Source organism: Streptomyces sp. NPDC051211 (genome assembly GCF_040689505.1).
Lineage (GTDB): Bacteria > Actinomycetota > Actinomycetes > Streptomycetales > Streptomycetaceae > Streptomyces.
The window spans coordinates 412,668-426,308 of record NZ_JBFBAV010000002.1 but is presented as its reverse complement, the minus strand read 5'-3'; the positions used below and the strand labels follow the sequence as shown (position 1 = coordinate 426,308).

The 13,641-nt window shown below is 72.9% G+C and carries 13 protein-coding genes; 8 read left to right on the top strand and 5 right to left on the bottom strand.

Annotation, left to right across the window (positions count from 1 at the left end; translation table 11 throughout):
* Window positions 1–14 precede the first annotated feature (14 nt).
* Together AB0447_RS04940 and AB0447_RS04935 are read right to left on the bottom strand one after the other, a co-directional pair.
* On the bottom strand, window positions 15–206 hold the full coding sequence (locus AB0447_RS04940) for a DUF1059 domain-containing protein (protein ID WP_366475038.1): 192 nt from the start codon (window positions 204–206) through the stop codon (window positions 15–17).
* A 254-nt stretch (window positions 207–460) separates the two neighbouring features.
* Window positions 461–1,822 (bottom strand): glutamine synthetase family protein, encoded by a 1,362-nt coding sequence (locus AB0447_RS04935; RefSeq protein ID WP_366475037.1) that lies wholly within the window; start codon window positions 1,820–1,822, stop codon window positions 461–463.
* 160 nt (window positions 1,823–1,982) lie between these two features.
* On the opposite strand from AB0447_RS04935, the gene AB0447_RS04930 reads away from it, so the two are divergent.
* The 3 genes from AB0447_RS04930 (at window position 1,983) to AB0447_RS04920 (ending at window position 3,853) form a co-directional block, all read left to right on the top strand.
* The gene (locus tag AB0447_RS04930) at window positions 1,983–2,366 is read left to right on the top strand and encodes a hypothetical protein (protein ID WP_366475036.1); all 384 of its coding nucleotides are present in this window, start codon (window positions 1,983–1,985) and stop codon (window positions 2,364–2,366) included.
* Window positions 2,367–2,447: 81 nt separating this feature from the next.
* Complete coding sequence (locus tag AB0447_RS04925) at window positions 2,448–3,122, top strand: DUF3105 domain-containing protein (protein ID WP_366475035.1); 675 nt, start codon at window positions 2,448–2,450, stop codon at window positions 3,120–3,122.
* A complete protein-coding gene (locus tag AB0447_RS04920) occupies window positions 3,119–3,853 on the top strand; it encodes a DUF305 domain-containing protein (protein ID WP_366475034.1) in 735 nt (244 codons plus the stop codon). The genes AB0447_RS04925 and AB0447_RS04920 overlap by 4 nt, the downstream gene beginning before the upstream one ends.
* Window positions 3,854–3,950: 97 nt before the next feature.
* Here the strand turns inward: AB0447_RS04920 and AB0447_RS04915 are convergent, their stop codons facing one another.
* Complete coding sequence (locus tag AB0447_RS04915) at window positions 3,951–4,979, bottom strand: alpha/beta hydrolase (RefSeq protein WP_366475033.1); 1,029 nt, start codon at window positions 4,977–4,979, stop codon at window positions 3,951–3,953.
* Window positions 4,976–5,662, bottom strand: coding sequence for a DUF998 domain-containing protein (locus tag AB0447_RS04910; RefSeq protein WP_366475032.1), 687 nt, complete (start codon window positions 5,660–5,662; stop codon window positions 4,976–4,978). The genes AB0447_RS04915 and AB0447_RS04910 overlap by 4 nt, the downstream gene beginning before the upstream one ends.
* A gap of 72 nt (window positions 5,663–5,734) precedes the next feature.
* Here AB0447_RS04910 and AB0447_RS04905 point away from each other — a divergent pair, with 72 nt between their 5' ends.
* The 4 genes from AB0447_RS04905 to AB0447_RS04890 all read left to right on the top strand — a co-directional run bounded on the left by AB0447_RS04905 (window position 5,735) and on the right by AB0447_RS04890 (window position 11,388).
* On the top strand, window positions 5,735–6,232 hold the full coding sequence (locus tag AB0447_RS04905; protein ID WP_366475031.1) for a hypothetical protein: 498 nt from the start codon (window positions 5,735–5,737) through the stop codon (window positions 6,230–6,232).
* Window positions 6,233–6,325: 93 nt separating this feature from the next.
* The gene (locus tag AB0447_RS04900) at window positions 6,326–7,951 is read left to right on the top strand and encodes a multicopper oxidase family protein (RefSeq protein ID WP_366475030.1); all 1,626 of its coding nucleotides are present in this window, start codon (window positions 6,326–6,328) and stop codon (window positions 7,949–7,951) included.
* A gap of 151 nt (window positions 7,952–8,102) precedes the next feature.
* Window positions 8,103–9,524 (top strand): DUF4190 domain-containing protein, encoded by a 1,422-nt coding sequence (locus AB0447_RS04895; protein WP_366475029.1) that lies wholly within the window; start codon window positions 8,103–8,105, stop codon window positions 9,522–9,524.
* Between the two features lie 70 nt (window positions 9,525–9,594).
* The gene (locus tag AB0447_RS04890; protein WP_366475028.1) at window positions 9,595–11,388 is read left to right on the top strand and encodes an NAD+ synthase; all 1,794 of its coding nucleotides are present in this window, start codon (window positions 9,595–9,597) and stop codon (window positions 11,386–11,388) included.
* A gap of 18 nt (window positions 11,389–11,406) precedes the next feature.
* On the opposite strand, the gene AB0447_RS04885 is transcribed toward AB0447_RS04890, so the two are convergent.
* Window positions 11,407–12,435 (bottom strand): endonuclease/exonuclease/phosphatase family protein, encoded by a 1,029-nt coding sequence (locus AB0447_RS04885; protein WP_366475027.1) that lies wholly within the window; start codon window positions 12,433–12,435, stop codon window positions 11,407–11,409.
* Between the two features lie 298 nt (window positions 12,436–12,733).
* Here AB0447_RS04885 and panB point away from each other — a divergent pair, with 298 nt between their 5' ends.
* A complete protein-coding gene (gene panB, locus AB0447_RS04880) occupies window positions 12,734–13,597 on the top strand; it encodes a 3-methyl-2-oxobutanoate hydroxymethyltransferase (RefSeq protein WP_366475026.1) in 864 nt (287 codons plus the stop codon).
* Window positions 13,598–13,641 lie beyond the last annotated feature (44 nt).

The following is a 13,641-nucleotide window of genomic DNA, read 5'->3' as shown; positions in this document are numbered from 1 at the left end:
CCAGGCCCCGGATGTCAGGCGTGCTGCGGCACCTCGTCTTTCAGCAGCGTCCGCAGCGTGGCGCGGAACTCCGGCGTGTCGACCTCGCCGTGCACGGACACGGAGTGCTCGGTGGCCGCCCGGATCACTTCCTCTTCCTCGCCCGCGATGGTCAGCGTGCACTTGGCCTCGCTGGGATAGTCCCTGCAGTCAATGACCTTGCGCATGGTGTGCCTCCCGAAGTGGTGCTGCCGCCGTCACCGTCCGAGCGGCGCCCGGGCGGGAGGGCGGATGCGTCAGGGTCTCTTTCCACGATCCCCCCTGCGGGCCCGGATCGCGCTCCGGGGCGCCCCGGGTTCTGCACCGGACGGCCCACGGGCGGCCCACGGACGGCCCCGGGGGAATGAGACGGCTCCGGGCCGGTGGTCAGTGACCGCCGGCCCGGGTGTCGTGCGCGGCCCGCAAGGGGCTTGACCTGCTGTTACAGCACCGGAAGGTTCTTGCGGAGTTCGAAGGCGGTGACCTCCGAGCGGTATTCCTCCCACTCCTGCTTCTTGTTGCGCAGGAAGAAGTCGAAGACGTGTTCGCCGAGGGTTTCGGCGACCAGTTCGCTGCGTTCCATCAGGGCGATGGCCTCGCCCAGGTTCTGCGGGAGGGGCTCGATGCCCATCGCGCGGCGTTCCGCGTCGGAGAGGGCCCAGACGTCGTCGTCGGCGCCGGCCGGGAGTTCGTAGCCCTCCTCGATGCCCTTCAGGCCCGCCGCCAGGAGGACGGCGTACGTGAGGTACGGGTTGGCGCCCGAGTCGATCGAGCGGACCTCGACGCGGGAGGAGCCCGTCTTGCCCGGCTTGTACATCGGGACGCGGATCAGGGCGGAGCGGTTGTTGTGGCCCCAGCAGATGTACGAGGGGGCCTCGCCGCCGGAGCCGGCCGTGCGGGAGGAGCCGCCCCAGATGCGCTTGTAGGAGTTCACCCACTGGTTGGTGACCGCCGCCGTCTCCGCCGCGTGGCGCAGGAGGCCGGCGATGAAGGAGCGGCCGACCTTGGAGAGCTGGTACTCGGCGCCCGACTCGTAGAACGCGTTGCGGTCGCCCTCGAAGAGGGACAGGTGGGTGTGCATGCCCGAGCCGGGGTACTCGGAGAACGGCTTGGGCATGAAGGTGGCCTGGACGCCCTGTTCGAGGGCGACCTGCTTCATGACCAGGCGGAAGGTCATGATGTTGTCGGCCGTGGAGAGGGCGTCGGCGTAGCGGAGGTCGATCTCCTGCTGGCCCGGGGCGCCCTCGTGGTGGCTGAACTCGACCGAGATGCCCATCGATTCGAGCATGGTGATGGCCTGGCGGCGGAAGTCCATGCCCACGTTCTGCGGGGTGTGGTCGAAGTACCCCGAGTTGTCCGCGGGGACCGGCCGGGTGCCGTCCAGCGGCTTGTCCTTCAGCAGGAAGAACTCGATCTCCGGGTGGGTGTAGAAGGTGAAGCCCAGGTCGGAGGTCTTGGCCAGGATGCGCTTGAGGACGAAGCGGGGGTCGGCGAAGGACGGCGAGCCGTCCGGCATCAGGATGTCGCAGAACATCCGGGCGGTCCCCGGGGCCTCGGCGCGCCACGGCAGTATCTGGAAGGTCCCTGGGTCCGGCTTGGCGATCATGTCGGACTCGTACACACGGGCGAAGCCCTCGATCGCGGAGCCGTCGAAGCCGATGCCCTCGTCAAAGGCCTGCTCGAGCTCGGCGGGGGCGACCGCGACCGACTTGAGGAAGCCGAGTACGTCGGTGAACCACAGGCGCACGAACCGGATGTCGCGCTCCTCGAGCGTCCGGAGGACGAATTCCTGCTGCTTGTCCATGCCTTCATCCTCGCAGTTCAGACAGCCTGTGCACCAGTTGCACCGGGGCCTGGCGGGCCCAGTATTCCGGGCAGTGGTTTCCGCCAGATTACGCACCCCGGAAGTCTGGTGGCACCCCGCACTGACCTCGTGGCCGTCATGAGCACTACCATCTGCGCCCATGGGGGGCCGGCAGCACACGCAGCGCGGGCGCAGACTGCGCCGAGCGGCGCTGTTGTGCGCACTGGGCCCGCTGGTAGCCGCGCTGTTCCTGTGTGCGCGGACCGGTGGCGGCGATGCCGCGGTGCGCGTACAGGCCGCCGCCCCGGGCGTGCCCGCCGGGCACGCGCCGCACGCGGCGTTCGTCTGCCCGTACGACCTGCCCGCCTGCTCCCCCTTCTCGCATGTCACCCCGGGAGTGCTGCCCGCCCCGCCGCCCGCCGTCACCGCGCCGGGGGCCGAGCCGCCGCCGCCCCGGCCGACCCGGTCGGCCGGGGCGGTACGGCCGCCGCAGCCGGCGGCCCGGGCACCCGACCTGCACGTCCTTCAAGTGCTGCGGACCTGATCGGTCCGGTCGCCGACGACCACGACGGATGACCACGAAGCACCACCCCACCCCCCTCAGCAGAAGGACAGGCACACCGAGATGGCTACCAAGACCGGCCGCAACGGCAAGAACGCCGGCGGCTCCGACAACTCCCGCCAGGCCCGCATAGCCGAGATGCGCCGGGCCGAGCAGGCCCGCGACCGCCGCAACAAGATCCTCGCGATCACCGCCTCCGTCGTGGTGATCCTGGCGCTGGGCGGCTTCGGCGCGTACGTGATCAACGATCAGAACGAGAAGGAACGCAAGCGCGACGAGGCGATCAAGGCGCCGGTGGCCGGCGAGCAGACCTGGGACGCCAAGAAGCTCGGCCGCAACCACGTCGACACCCCGGTGAAGTACGAGATGACCCCGCCGGTGGGCGGCGACCACCACCAGCGGTGGATGAACTGCGACGGTGACGTCTACACCAGCCCGGTCCCCGAGGTGAACGCGGTGCACTCGCTGGAGCACGGCGCGGTCTGGGTGACGTACAGCGACAAGGCGCCCAAGGGTGAGGTCGACAAGCTCGCCGAGAAGGTGAAGAAGACCCCGTACACGCTGATGAGCCCGGTGAAGGAGCAGTCCGGGGCGATCATGCTGAGTGCCTGGGGCAAGCAGGTCACCGTGGACAGCGCGACCGATCCGCGGGTCGACCAGTTCTTCGGCAAGTACGTGCAGGGCCCGCAGACGCCCGAGCCGGGTGCCGCCTGCACGCAGGGGCTGGCGGGGCAGTGACCCGTACGTACTGGACGGCGCTCGGCGCCGTCGTCCTCGCGCTGCTCCTCGCCGCGGCCGCCACGGTGGCCACCGCGAGCGGATCCTCGGACACGGGCGGCGAACGGCCGGAGGTCTCCTCGCCGGACGCGGGCTTCGCCCGGGACATGTCGGTGCACCACCAGCAGGCGGTGGAGATGTCCTTCATCGTGCGTGACCGCACCAAGGACGAGGGGATCCGGAACCTCGCCTACGACATCGCCAACACCCAGGCCAACCAGCGGGGCATGATGCTGGGCTGGCTGGACATGTGGGGGCTGCCGAAGGTGGTCCCGGGCGAGGAGCCGATGGCGTGGATGGCGCCCGGCTCCGGCTCTGCCTCTGCCCCTGCCCCTGCCCCTGCCCCTGCCTCCGGCGGTGGTGGCGGCAGCGGGCACGGCGGTCACGGCGGCCACGGCGGGCACTCGATGGGCGGGGTCACGGCCAAGCCGGGCGCGCTGATGCCCGGCATGGCGACCAAGGCGGAGCTGGCCGAGCTCGGCACCCTGGAGGGCAAGCAGGCGGAGATCCTCTACCTCCAGCTGATGACCGACCACCACAAGGGCGGGGTCGCCATGGCTGAAGGCTGCGCGAAGCTGTGCGAGACCCCGGTCGAGCGGCAGCTGGCCCAGGGAATGGTGGACGCGCAGCAGTCCGAGCTGCTGCTGATGGCGAACCTGCTGAAGCAGCGGGGGGCCAAGCCGCGCGAGTGACCGGCCGGGCCGGTGGGGCGGACTCCCGGTGGTGCCGTGCGGCACCGTTCCGGGGGCTCCGCCCCTTCGTCGTTCCGGGGCTCCACCCCGCGCCCACTCACCTGTCGGAGGGGTGAGGGCGGCCGCTGCGCGGTACCTCCGGCGCCTCCAGCACCGCCCGCGCGATGTCGTGCGGGCGGTCCAGCATGACCAGGTGGCCGGCCGGTTCGGCCACCTCGAAGCGGGCACCGAGGGTGTCCGCGAGGGCGGCCTGACGGGCGAGCCAGCGCAGGGCCCCGCGGCTCGCGGAGCCGTCGTGGGCCGCGAGGACCGTGGCCGGGACGGTCAGCGGGCGGGTGTCCCGCAGGGCGAGGATCCCGGCGGCCATGTCCGGGTAGCGGGCGTTCTCCAGCAGCGCGCCCCGCCAGACCCGGCCGGTGCGGTAGCAGCGGCGTACGAGGTCCCGCGCGGCGGGGTCCGCGCCGCCGGTCCGCGAGAGCCGTACGGCGGCGCGGCGCACCAGCGGGCCCAGAGCTGCCGGCAGGCCGGCGGCGGTGACGGCCAGGCCCAGGGCACGGGCGGCGCCGGTCCGCACGGCGGTGCCGGCGACACCTGCGCGGGCGGTCTCCTCGACGCTGCTGTCGATCAGGACCAGGGCCGCGGTGCGGTCCGGGTACAGCCGGGCGAACGCCTCGGCGTGGAATCCGGCGAGGGAGTGCCCGGCCGCGGTGACCGGCCCGGGCAGGCCGAGCGCGTCGAGCAGGGCGGCGATCCGGTGGGCCTCGCCGGCGGCGGTGGGCGGGCGGGCGCCCGGGGCGCTGAGTCCGTGGCCGGGGCGGTCGAAGCGGACGACGGTGCGGTACGGGGCGAGGAGTTCGGCGACGGGGTCCCAGTCGAACCAGCTCATGGCCAGTCCGGCGGTGAGGACGCAGACCGGGCCGCGGCCCTCGACGCGCACGTGCAGCGGCACCGGCTCGCGGCGGCCGCCGTCACCGGCCCGGACGAAGCCCTCGAAGCGCAGGGAGTCGGCCGCTCCTGCCGGACCTGCCGTGTCTGCCGGGCCCGTCCGGCCCGCCGGGGCCGCCTGCCCCGCCCGTCCTTCCTGTCCTTCCTGTCCCGCCTGTCCTTCCTGTCCCGCCGCGCTCATGTGCGGCGTTCCCTGTGGACGGACCAGGCGAGGACGCCCAGCCAGACGGCGACCAGCAGCACTTGGAGGCGCTGGCCGGCGCCGAGGGCCCAGGTGCCGTGTCCGGCGGTGAACAGGGCTATCGCGCCGAGCGTCCAGGCGGTGGCGGCGAGCTCCAGGGCGACCAGGGCGGGCCCGAACCGGGCGAGCGGGGCGAACCAGCCGTAGCGGCGGGCGGCGACGGTGAGCGCCACGATGGCGACGAGGGCGCCGCACATGGCCAGGGTGCTGCTGATGGCGTGGGCCTGGTGGGTGGCGGGGACCAGTCCGGCGGTCTCCCGGGAGGCGCAAGCGGGGTCCACGGTGGGCTTGCAGCTGAGCGGCAGCCAGGCGTCGGCCGCGGTGGCGGCTCCGAACAGGGCGACCCCGTGCCAGCCGATGACGGACCACAGGCGGCGGGCTTCGGGGTACTTGGCCAGCCGGATCAGGGCGAGCAGGCCGCCGGTGAAGGCGAACAGGCCGGCGGCGAAGTCGGTGGCCCGGAACAGGCCGCCGAGCGGCTGGTCCTGGGCGGCGAGCTCGCTGACGTACGTCTCGATGGGGTTCAGCCCGGTGGAGAGGACGACTTCGAGCACCCACGCGGTGTAGGCGGCGGCGCTCAGACCGAGGAGAGCGGCGATCGACCGCGTACCTTTTGTGGACATAGTGTGACTAATCCTAAGCAGGGCCGGGTCCGATACCGCGACCGGATACCCACCCGGGGTAGGGTTCGGCTCATGACGCGCCCTGCCCCGCGCAGTGTCCCGCGAGCCGCCCGGTGGTCCCGGTTGCTGCTGCTCGCGGCCCTCCTGCTGGGCATCGTGACCATGCACACGCTGGGCCATCCCGCCGAGTCGCACGCGTCTGCTGTCATGGAAGACGTGTCCGGGGGGCATTCCGTTGCCTCGGCGGCCTCGGCCGCCTCCGCCGCCTCGGCGATGCACACCGGGCACGCGCCGGACCCGATGGCCGCGCCCGGGCCGATGGCCGGGCCGGAGTCGCCGGCCGGGCTGCTGCGCGCCGAAACGCCGCCCCCGGGGACCGGGATGGACCCGATGGCCGTCTGCCTCGCCGTACTGGCCGGGCTGACCCTGTTCCTGCTCGGGCGGACCTTCGGGGTCCGCGGCCGGGCCCCGAGCGGGGCCCCGGGCGGGCCGGCCGTACGGGTGGAGGGCGGACCGGATCCGCCCACGGGCCGTGAGCTCCTCGCCCGGCTGGCGGTGCTGCGCGTATAGGCGCGGGCCCGGCTGCCGTCGTACCCCCGGACCGCGGGGTGACCGGCAGCAGACGTGCCCACCTGCTCCCCTCACCACCTCACGAGGTGCACCATGCGCTCTCTTCCCACACGTCACCCCTCCCCCACCCGCCGCACCGTGCTCGGCGCCGGTCTCGCCGTCGCCGGGTCCGGGCTGCTCGCCGCCTGCTCCACCGGGGGCGGCAGCTCCTCCGGCGGCACCGGCCACGGGGGCATGAACCACGGCGGCAACGAGGCCGCCGCCCCCGGCGGGTTCGTCGACCCCGCCGGGCCCGAAGTGCAGGCCGCCGAGAAGGCCCGCAATGCCACCGGGCCGGTCCGCGAGGTCCGCCTGACCGCGACCGCCACCCCGCTGGAACTCGGCGGCGGCCGCACGGTCCGGTCCTGGGCGTACGGGGACCGGCTGCCCGGCCAGGAGGTACGGGTCACCGCCGGCGGGACCCTCGCGCTCACCCTGGCCAACCACCTGCCCGAGGCCACCTCCCTGCACTGGCACGGCCTGGCCCTGCGCAACGACATGGACGGGGTGCCCGGCCTGACCCAGCGGGACGTCGCGCCGGGCGGCTCCTTCACCTACCGGTTCGCCGTCCCGCACCCCGGGACGTACTGGTTCCACCCGCACTCGGGGGTCCAGCAGGACCGCGGCCTGTACGCCCCGCTCATCGTCGAGGACCCGAAGGAACCCCTCTCCTACGACAAGGAGTGGGTCGTGGTCCTCGACGACTGGGTCGACGGGGTCGACGGATCCACGCCGGACGCGGTCCTCGCCGAGCTACGCAAGGGCATGGACATGAGCGGCGGCGGGCACGGCGGACACGGATCCGGGCACGGCGCCGCCACCCCCGGCACCTCCTCCGGGGGGCCCTCGCGGATCGGCATGGGCTTCGACAGCGACGTACTGGGCCCGGACGCGGGCGACGTCGCCTACCCCCACTACCTCGTCAACGGGCGGACGGCGGACGACCCGTCGGTGTTCACCGCCAAGCCGGGCGACCGGATCCGGCTGCGCATCGTCAACGCGGGCGGGGACACCGCCTTCCGGATCGCCCTCGGCGGCCACGAACTGACGGTGACCCACACCGACGGCTACCCGGTGGAGCACACGAAGACCGGCTCACTGCTGCTGGGAATGGGCGAGCGGTACGACGTCCTCGTGACGGCCGGCGACGGGGTGTTCCCGCTGACCGCGCTGGCCGAGGGCAAGAAGGCGTCGGCGCTGGCGCTGCTGCGCACCGGGTCGGGGGCGGCGCCCACGGCCGCGACCCGGCCCCGGGAGCTGGCGGGCGCGCCGCTGACGGCGGACCGGCTGAAGGCGGCCGGGGCGGCAACGCTGGCGGCCCGGGAGCCGGACCGGACCGTGAAGATCAAGCTGACCGGGGGGATGGCGAAGTACGACTGGGCCTTCGACGGCAAGCCGTACGCTCCGGACCGGCGGTACGAGGTGAAGGCGGGCGAGCGGGTCCGGCTGGTGTTCTCCAACTCGACCACGATGTGGCATCCGCTCCATCTGCACGGGCACACCTTCGCTCTGGGCGGGCGGCCGGGCGGGGCACGCAAGGACACCGCGGTGATCCTGCCGAACGGGACGCTGACGGCGGACTTCGACGCCGACAACCCCGGGCTGTGGATGGTCCATTGCCACAACGTGTACCACGCGGAGGCCGGGATGATGACGGTCCTCGGCTACCGGCGACAGTAAACGGAAGGAAGGGTTCCGGGGGGTTGGCCCCGGAACCCTTCGGCCGTCCGCGGAAACGTCGGAGCCAAACGGGGTTTGAGGGCGGGCCGGGGCATGACAGGCTGGGCGCCGTTCAGCTCGAATTCCGGCCACGTAAGGACTCTTCCCAGGCATGAGCACGCCCTCGAACCCGTCCAGCAACACCCCGCCCGCCGGCCCGCCGACGGAGCCCGAGGGCGTCTCCATACCCGCCGACCAGGCCCCGTCCGACGAGGCCCAGGCCCCGGCAGACCAGGCCCCGGCCCCGGCCGCCGACCAGGCTCCGGCCCCGGCCCCGGCCGCCGACCAGGCTCCGGCTCCGGCTCCGGCTCCGGCTCCGGCTCCGGCTCCGGCTCCGGCCACGCTCTCCCTGGCGAAGCCCGCCCCGGCCGAAGCCCCGGCACCCGAGCCCACGCCGGCCGCCACGCCCGAGCCCGCGCCCGAGCCGCAGCCCCAGCCGCAGCCGCAGCCCCAGCCGACCCTGGCCGACGCGCCGACCCCCGACCCGGCTCCGGCTCCGGCCCCGGCCGCCGCCCCGGAGGCGCAGCCCGCGCCCCAGCCCGGCTTCGCCGCGCCGAACCCCTTCGCGCCGCCCTCCCCCGGCGCCGCCCAGCCCACCCCGCCCTACGGCGCACCGGGCGCACCGGGCGCACCGGGCGGCCCGACCCACCAGTGGGGCCCGCCCACCGGCCACCCCGGCGGCCCCGGCTACCCGGGCGGCCCCGGCTACGTCGGCCCCACCGGTCACCCCGGCTACGCCGCCGGCCCCTTCGCTCCGCCCGTCGACACCAACGGCCTGGCCGTCGGCGCGCTGGTCGTCGGCATCCTCGCCTTCCTGATCGGCTTCGTCCCCTTCCTCTTCGCGTTCGGTTTCAGCGCGGGCGCCGTCGCCATCGCCCTCGGCATCGTCGGCATCGTCAAGGCCCGCCGGGGCGCGCCGAGGAAGGGCCTGGCCATCGCCGGCACCGTGCTCGGCGTACTGTCCTTCGCCTCCGGCGTGGTCGGCATCGTCCTGACCGCCAAGCTCGCCGACGAGTTGGACGAGAAGGCCGACAGCGCCATCGAGCGGGCCGTCGACGAGGTCGACGAGGCCCCGACCGGCGGGTCCTACCCGTCGGAGCCGGAGGCCTCGCCCTCGCCGTCCGACCTGCCCGGCCGGACCCGCCCGCTCGCCTTCGGGCAGACCTTCCGCTACGAGGACGGCGTCGAGGTCACCGTCAAGGAGGCCAAGGGCTACAAGCCGGAGCAGAACCGGTACATGCCCGACCGCCCCAAGTACGCGGCGAAGGTGACCGTGACCATCACCAACAACTCCGCCAAGCGGATCGAGGTCCGGCTCGCGCTGCCGTCCGCCCGCGACGACAAGGGCGTGGAGGCGAGCCGGATGTTCGACAACGAGGTGTACAAGCCCTTCGACGGTTCGCTGCTGCCGGGCCAGTCGGCCACCGGCATCTTCGGCTACGGCCTGGCCGAGGACACCAAGGGCATCCAGTTCGAGATCGCCCCCGGCCCGGTCGCCTACGAGGGCGCCATCTGGTCCGGCAACCTCAGCTGACGAGGGGCAGGCGGAGGCCGTCCGGCCGGATCCCAGGACATCGCGTCAGAAAGACGATTACACTGGGTCCGTGCCTCAACTTCGCCTCGCGCTGAATCAGATCGACGCGCACGTCGGCCACATCGCGGCCAACGCCGACTCGATCGTGCACTGGACCCGGCACTCCGCCGAGCAGGGCGCCCACTTGGTGGCGTTCCCCGAAATGGCGCTGACCGGATACCCCGTCGAGGACCTCGCACTGCGCGAATCCTTCGTCGAAGCCTCCCGGTCCGCCCTGCGCGGGCTCGCCGCGCGGCTGGCCGACGAGGGGCTCGGGGAGCTGCCGGTGATCGTCGGGTACCTGGACCGGGCCGAGAAGGCCCGGCCCAGGCTCGGCCGGCCGGCCGGGGCCCCGGAGAACGCCGCCGCCGTCCTGCACCGGGGCCGGATCGTGCTGCGGTTCGCCAAGCACCACCTGCCCAACTACGGGGTGTTCGACGAGTTCCGGTACTTCGTGCCGGGCGTCACCCAGCCGGTGATCCGGGTGCACGGCGTGGACGTGGCCCTGGCCATCTGCGAGGACCTCTGGCAGGACGGCGGCCGGGTCCCGGCCACCCGGTCCGCCGGGGCCGGCCTGCTGATCTCGGTCAACGCCTCGCCGTACGAGCGGGACAAGGACGACGTCCGTCTGGAACTGGTGCGCAAGCGCGCCCAGGAGGCCGGCTGCACCCTCGCCTACCTGGCGATGATGGGCGGCCAGGACGAGCTCGTCTTCGACGGCGACTCCATCGTCGTCGACCGGGACGGCGAGGTCCTCGCCCGGGCCCCGCAGTTCTCCGAGGGCTGTGTGCTGATCGACCTGGACCTGCCGGCCGCCGCCCCGGACGCGCCGGAGGGCGTGGTCGACGACGGCCTGCGGATCGACCGGGTCGTCCTCTCCGCCGAGCCCCTCGCCCCGTACGAGCCGACCGTGACCGGCGGTTACGCCGAGCGGCTGGACGGCGACGAGGAGGTGTACGAGGCGCTGGTCACCGGCCTGCGCGCGTACGTCCGGAAGAACGGTTTCAGCTCGGTCCTGATCGGGCTGTCCGGCGGGATCGACTCCGCCCTCGTCGCCGCGATCGCCTGCGACGCGGTCGGCGCCGGGAACGTGTACGGCATCTCGATGCCCTCCAAGTACTCCTCGGACCATTCCAGGGGCGACGCGGCCGAGCTGGCCCGCCGGACCGGCCTGAACTTCCGTACCGTCTCCATCGAGCCGATGTTCGACGCGTACATGGGGGCGCTGGGGCTCACCGGACTCGCCGAGGAGAACCTGCAGTCCCGGCTGCGCGGCACGATGCTGATGGCCGTCTCCAACCAGGAGGGCCACATCGTGCTGGCCCCGGGCAACAAGTCCGAGCTGGCGGTCGGCTACTCCACCCTCTACGGCGACTCGGTCGGCGCGTACGGGCCGATCAAGGACGTCTACAAGACGGACGTCTTCCGCCTCGCGCGCTGGCGCAACCGGGCCGCCGAAGAGCGCGGCGAGACCCCGCCGATCCCGGAGAGCTCCATCGACAAGCCGCCCAGCGCCGAACTGCGCCCGGGCCAGGTGGACACCGACTCGCTGCCGGACTACCCGGTGTTGGACGCGATCCTGGCGCGGTACGTCGACCGGGACCAGGGGATGGACGCGATCGTGGCGGCCGGCTTCGACCCGGAGCTGGTGGCGAAGACCCTGCGCATGGTGGACACGGCGGAGTACAAGCGCCGCCAGTACCCTCCGGGCACCAAGATCTCCGCCAAGGGCTTCGGCAAGGACCGCCGCCTGCCCATCACCAACGGCTGGCGGGAGCGGGCTCCGCACCCCGAAGGAACGCCGGCGCCGCCCGCCACGGCGTGAGCCGCCACGGGTGAGCCGTTACGGCTTCAGGGTGACCCGGGCGGCGACCGGCAGGTGGTCGCTGCCGGTCCGCGGCAGGGTCCAGGAGGCCTCCGGCTTGATGCCGCGGACCATGATCTGGTCGATCCGGGCCATCGGGAACTGGGCCGGCCAGCTGAATCCGAAGCCGTCGCCGGCCGCGCCCTGCGTGGACCGCATCTGCGAGGTCACCGGGGACAGGGCCCGGTCGTTCATGGTGCCGTTGAGGTCGCCGAGCAGGATGACCTTCCGCAGCGGTTCGGCGGCCAGCGCCTGACCGAGCGCCTCGGCGCTGTTGTCGCGCTGGTTGGCGGTGAAGCCGGCGTTGAGTTTCACCCGTACCGAGGGCAGGTGGGCGACGAACACGGCCACCTGGCCCTGCTCGGTCTTCACGGTGGTCCGCATCGCCCGCGTCCAGCCCATCTTGATGTCCACCGGCAAGGTGCTGGTCAGGGGGTACTTGCTCCACACCCCGACCGTGCCCTCGACGGCGTGGTAGGGGTACGTGGCGGCCAGCGCGTGCTCGTAGACGGGCACCGCGCTCGCCTTGAGCTCGGTCAGGGCGAGCACGTCCGCCCCGGACGTCGCCACGGACCGGGCGGTGCCCCGCGGGTCCATGTTGTCGGCGTCCACGTTGTGGGTCGCCACGGTCAGGTTGCCGCCGCCCCCGGACTTGTCGGTGACCAGCCCGCCGAACAGGTTCAGCCAGACCACGGCGGTCAGCAGTATCGACAGCAGGGCGGTCGCCGACTTCCGGATCACCGCGCCCGCCAGCAGCAGCGGGACGGCCACGCCCAGCCAGGGGAGGAAGGTCTCGATGAGGCTGCCGGTGTTGCCGACGTCGTTCGGCAGGTGCGCGTGGAAGATCATCACCAGCGAGATCAGCGCGCCCAGCGCCGCGAGCACGATCCCGCGCCGCCAGATCTCGGGATCCGTGCGCAGTTCGGCGAGCCGGCGCCGGACGCGGGATCCGGAGGGCTCGTGGTCCGAGCCGCCGTTCCCGGTGTCCGTCATATACGCCTGTGCCATGCCACTGCCCTCGCTGCCGTGCTCGCGCTCCGTCTCCGCCCCTTGACCCTAGGCGATATCCGGAGCCTTCCGTGCCGTCTGTTCCGGTCCGTACGTCGGGGAGGACGAAGGGCCCCAGCACAAGGGTTCCCCTTGTCACGAAACGCGCACATTCGCTCGCGCGTGCCGCCCATCCGGCCGTCGCTCCGGCCACATGGGCCCTCCGGCACTTCCGCCGCGGGCCGGGCTGGTGCAACCATGGTGGGTGAGTCCGGGGACGCCGTCAGGGCGCCTCGAGATGACACAAGGAGCAGTTGCAATGACGCATGCCCCCGTTTCGCCTGCGCGCGAAGCTGCCGGCCCCGTCCTCTACGGAGGCAAAGGCACCCGGCGCATCACCGTCCGCGACCTCACCCTCGCCAAGGAACGCGGCGAGAAGTGGCCCATGCTCACCGCCTACGACGCGATGACCGCGTCCGTCTTCGACGGGGCCGGCATCCCGGTCATCCTCGTCGGCGACTCGATGGGCAACTGCCACCTCGGCTACGACACCACCGTGCCCGTCACGATGGACGAGATGACCATGCTGTCGGCGGCCGTCGTACGCGGCACGAGCAGGGCCCTGGTCATCGGCGACATGCCGTTCGGGTCGTACCAGGAGGGCCCGGTCCAGGCACTGCGCAGTGCCACCCGGCTGGTCAAGGAGGCCGGAGTCGGCGCGGTCAAGCTGGAAGGCGGCGAGCGCTCGCTGCGCCAGACCGAACTGATCGTGCAGTCCGGCATCCCGGTCATGTCCCACCTGGGCCTCACGCCGCAGTCCGTGAACGCCATGGGGTACCGGGTGCAGGGCCGCGGTGACGAGGCCGCGCACCAGCTGCTGCGGGACGCGAAGGCGGCGCAGGACGCGGGCGCCTTCGCGGTGGTCCTGGAGCTGGTGCCGGCCGAGCTGGCCGCCGAGGTGACCCGGTCGCTGCACATCCCGACGGTCGGCATCGGCGCCGGCCCGGAGTGCGACGCCCAGGTGCTGGTGTGGACCGACATGATGGGCCTCACCGGCGGGAAGATGCCGCGGTTCGTCAAGCAGTACGCGGACCTGCGCGGCACCATGACCGACGCGGCCAGGGCCTTCGCCGAGGACGTCGTCGGCGGAACGTTCCCGCAGGAGGAGCACAGCGTGCACTAGCGCCTTCCGGGTCCGACAGCCCCCCGACACCTCCGTGTCGGGGG

Excerpts from the sequence above, each read along its gene's own strand:
- AB0447_RS04910 (WP_366475032.1), bottom strand. The coding sequence starts at position 5,662 with ATGTCCACAAAAGGTACGCGGTCGATCGCCGCTCTCCTCGGTCTGAGC.
- AB0447_RS04925 (WP_366475035.1), top strand. The coding sequence starts at position 2,448 with ATGGCTACCAAGACCGGCCGCAACGGCAAGAACGCCGGCGGCTCCGAC.
- AB0447_RS04900 (WP_366475030.1), top strand. The coding sequence starts at position 6,326 with ATGCGCTCTCTTCCCACACGTCACCCCTCCCCCACCCGCCGCACCGTG.
- AB0447_RS04885 (WP_366475027.1), bottom strand. The coding sequence starts at position 12,435 with ATGGCACAGGCGTATATGACGGACACCGGGAACGGCGGCTCGGACCAC.
- AB0447_RS04905 (WP_366475031.1), top strand. The coding sequence starts at position 5,735 with ATGACGCGCCCTGCCCCGCGCAGTGTCCCGCGAGCCGCCCGGTGGTCC.
- AB0447_RS04930 (WP_366475036.1), top strand. The coding sequence starts at position 1,983 with ATGGGGGGCCGGCAGCACACGCAGCGCGGGCGCAGACTGCGCCGAGCG.
- AB0447_RS04940 (WP_366475038.1), bottom strand. The coding sequence starts at position 206 with ATGCGCAAGGTCATTGACTGCAGGGACTATCCCAGCGAGGCCAAGTGC.
- AB0447_RS04895 (WP_366475029.1), top strand. The coding sequence starts at position 8,103 with ATGAGCACGCCCTCGAACCCGTCCAGCAACACCCCGCCCGCCGGCCCG.
- panB (WP_366475026.1), top strand. The coding sequence starts at position 12,734 with ATGACGCATGCCCCCGTTTCGCCTGCGCGCGAAGCTGCCGGCCCCGTC.
- AB0447_RS04915 (WP_366475033.1), bottom strand. The coding sequence starts at position 4,979 with ATGAGCGCGGCGGGACAGGAAGGACAGGCGGGACAGGAAGGACAGGAA.
- AB0447_RS04935 (WP_366475037.1), bottom strand. The coding sequence starts at position 1,822 with ATGGACAAGCAGCAGGAATTCGTCCTCCGGACGCTCGAGGAGCGCGAC.